Source organism: Sphingomonas sorbitolis (genome assembly GCF_036663875.1).
In the GTDB taxonomy this organism is placed as follows: Bacteria; Pseudomonadota; Alphaproteobacteria; order Sphingomonadales; family Sphingomonadaceae; genus Sphingomonas.
Window position 1 is genome coordinate 1 of record NZ_JAXOJS010000020.1, and the last position, 3,139, is coordinate 3,139.

1 protein-coding gene is annotated in these 3,139 nt (G+C 51.3%); it reads right to left on the minus strand.

The features are described from left to right. On the minus strand, positions 1-3,129 hold a 3,129-nt coding region (locus tag U1763_RS21065; RefSeq protein ID WP_332756862.1), incomplete at its 3' end, for a non-ribosomal peptide synthetase. Between the last annotated feature and the right edge of the window lie 10 nt (positions 3,130-3,139).

The following is a 3,139-nucleotide window of genomic DNA, read 5'->3' on the forward strand; positions in this document are numbered from 1 at the left end:
GTCTCCGCGCCAGCGCGCCATGTCGCCTGTACGATACATTCGGGTTCCTGGAGCACCAAACGGGCATGGCACGAACCTCTCCGCTGTTAAATCAGGACGATGGAGATAACCGCGAGCAGCCCCGGGACCACTGACATAAATCTCGCCAACAGAGCCGAACGGCACCGGCTCCCCTCTCCCATTTAGGAGGTAGACAGCAAGATCGGGTATTGCACGCCCGATGATACTCCCGGTTCGATTTTTGTCTTTTGAAGTAATGAAGCGGTATGTAACATGTACAGTAGTCTCTGTGATACCATACATGTTTACTAAGTCCACATTATAATTAGTACGACTTTGTCGCCACAATGATAAATGTGTTTCTTCTAGGGCCTCGCCGCCAAGAATTATGTATTTTAAGCAATTATTTAGACGACTTGCGTTCCCCGCCGTCAATAAGCCGGTGAATGCGCTTGGTGTCTGATTTAGAACCGTAACAGCCTCACGGCATACCAATTCATAGAACTCTGGAGGAGATCGCGTAGTCGTGTAAGGGACAATTACTAGGCGTCCACCGTAGCTTAGAGCTCCCCAGATCTCCCATACAGAGAAATCAAAAGCATAAGAATGAAATAGAGTCCAGACGTCTTTTGAGCTAAATTTAAAAAGAGAATCTGTAGCATTGAGCAATCGGGTGATGTTGGCGTGTTCGACCATCACCCCCTTTGGCAGTCCCGTAGATCCCGAGGTGTAAATAACATATGCAAGTGTTTGTGGCACCAGCGGCCCTCCGACCGCGAAATTCGCAGATGACTGGCCACGCCACGCGGTCGCCTCGTCGAGATTGAGGACTGGGAGAACCAGACCTGCTTGGTCAATCGCGGATTTGAGCAAGTTCATTGTTAGCGAATGACCTAGAGCAATGGCTGGTTCACAGTCTAGTATCGCATGCACAAGCCTATTTACAGGATTCTGAGGGTCTAGTGGAACATAAGCGGCGCCAGCCTTAAGGGTAGCAATAAGGCTAATTATCGGATCGAAGGAGCGCTCCATGAGAATGACTACCCGGCTCTCTCTTCTTACGCCAAGGCTCCGGAGGTAACGGGCCAGCCTATTAGCCAGTTCGTTAACCTCACTATAGCTCATACTTTCGGATCCAAAATTAAGCGCAGTAGCATTTGGGTTAATGCGTGCGTGCTCCTCAAATAGCTGGTGTACGCAGGGCGTGTTCGAGAAATTTGTTACTCTCCCACACTCCACCAGTAGCCGGGTCCGCTCCAGAGGACTTAAGAGCTCTATTTGGCTCAGGTGTAAATGAGGATTGGCTGCCACTTGTTCTAGAGCATTAGATACCTGTGCAGCTAGGCGTTCTATCGTAGGAGAATCGAATAGATCAGTTGCATATTCAATGAGGCCGGACAAACCATCTTCGACCTCGCTAACGTAAAAAGATATATCAAATTTCGCGGTTGCAAAGCTTGTGTCGACGCCTCTGAGCTTCAGTCCTCCTAAGTGATCTGCTCTTAGTTCATCATTTTGAAGCGCAAACATCACCTGAAATATCGGGTGGCGGCTAAGATCACGGGTCGGTGCAAGCTCGGCCACTAGCTTTTCAAAAGGTAGATCTTGATGAGCGTAAGCGCCTAACGCAGATTCCCGACTTCTTCTTACCAACTCGGCAAAGGTTGGGTCGCCCGAAAGGTCGGTGCGCAGCGCTAAGGTGTTTACAAAGAAGCCGTTTAGCGCTTCCAGCTGTCGATGAGTTCTGCCAGCAATAACAGAACCTATCACAATATCATCCTGCCCGCTCCAACTGGCGAGCACTGTTTTAACACCGGCTAGCAGCACCATATGTAGTGTTGCGTCCTGCTCGCGCGCGATCTGCTTCAGTTTGTCAACAAGTTCGGCGGAAGCTGAGAACGGTAGCACGGCTCCCTTGTGGCTGGCGGTGGGAGGTCGCGAGTGGTCAGTAGGAAGCTCTAGGGCCGACGGCGCGCCAGCTAGGTGGTTGCGCCAGTAACTGAGTTGCCGCTCCAAGACCTCTCCCTGTAGCCAGCTTCTTTGCCACAAGGCGTAATCGACATACTGCAATTCCGGTTCAGGAAGCGGTGAAGGGTTGCCTTCGACATATGCAGCGTAAATCTCACCAAGCTCTCGTATAAGTATGCTAAGTGACCATCCGTCAGAAATAGCGTGATGCATATTCAGCAATAGAACATGATCTATATCGCTAATCTTAACTAGTCCCGCACGAAATAGTTGATCTTTTGCAAGATCAAATAAAATTTCGGCATCCTCATGTATCGTGCGTGTAAGCGCGGCTTCCCGCAGCGCTGGCTCATAGTAACTAATATCGTGCTGATGAAAGCGAATATTACTAGGCGAATCGACTATTTGTGCAGGCGAACCGTCGTTCAGCACCTCAAAGCGGGTTCGCAAGCTCTCGTGTCGTCGTATCAACTCGTTCAACGCTGCCTCAAGCGCAACTGCATCTAGCTTGCCCTCGATGCGTAACGCAGAAGGCATATTGTAAGCGGACCCTGCTAAGCCCATTTGCTCGAGAAACCATAACCGTTCTTGCGCATATGATAAGGGCAGGGTGGCGGGCCGTGCTTGCACCCGCAACATCGGCGCTGCAAGGTTTACCGTATCACCGGGCACTTCTTCCAGTTTGCGAGCCATTTTCGCTACCGTGGGCGCCTCAAACAGCACTCGCAGGGTCGCCTCCACTTCTAGCCGATCGCGGACTAACGCAATTACTCGCGTCGCCAGCAAAGAGTGGCCGCCTAGGTCGAAGAAATTATCGTCTGCCCCGATCCGATCTAACCGCAGCACTTCTCTCCAGATTGACGCAAGCGCCTCCTCCATCGAGGTTCGCGGGGCTACATAGGTGAGTTCGTCGGGCCGCATTTCCGGTATCGGTAATGCTTTACGGTCAAGTTTCCCATTCGACGTTAGCGGCAACTCATTCAATATATGAAAAGCACGAGGAACCATATGCTCTGGAAGTCGAGCTGCAAGAACCGAACGCAACTCGCCCAAATCCGGGGTTGCAATTTCCGGTACAACATAGGCGACTAATCGCTTATCTCCGGGTGCATCCTCACGGGCGATAACCACGGCTTGGCGGACGGCCGGGTGAGTTAGCAGTGCTGTTTCA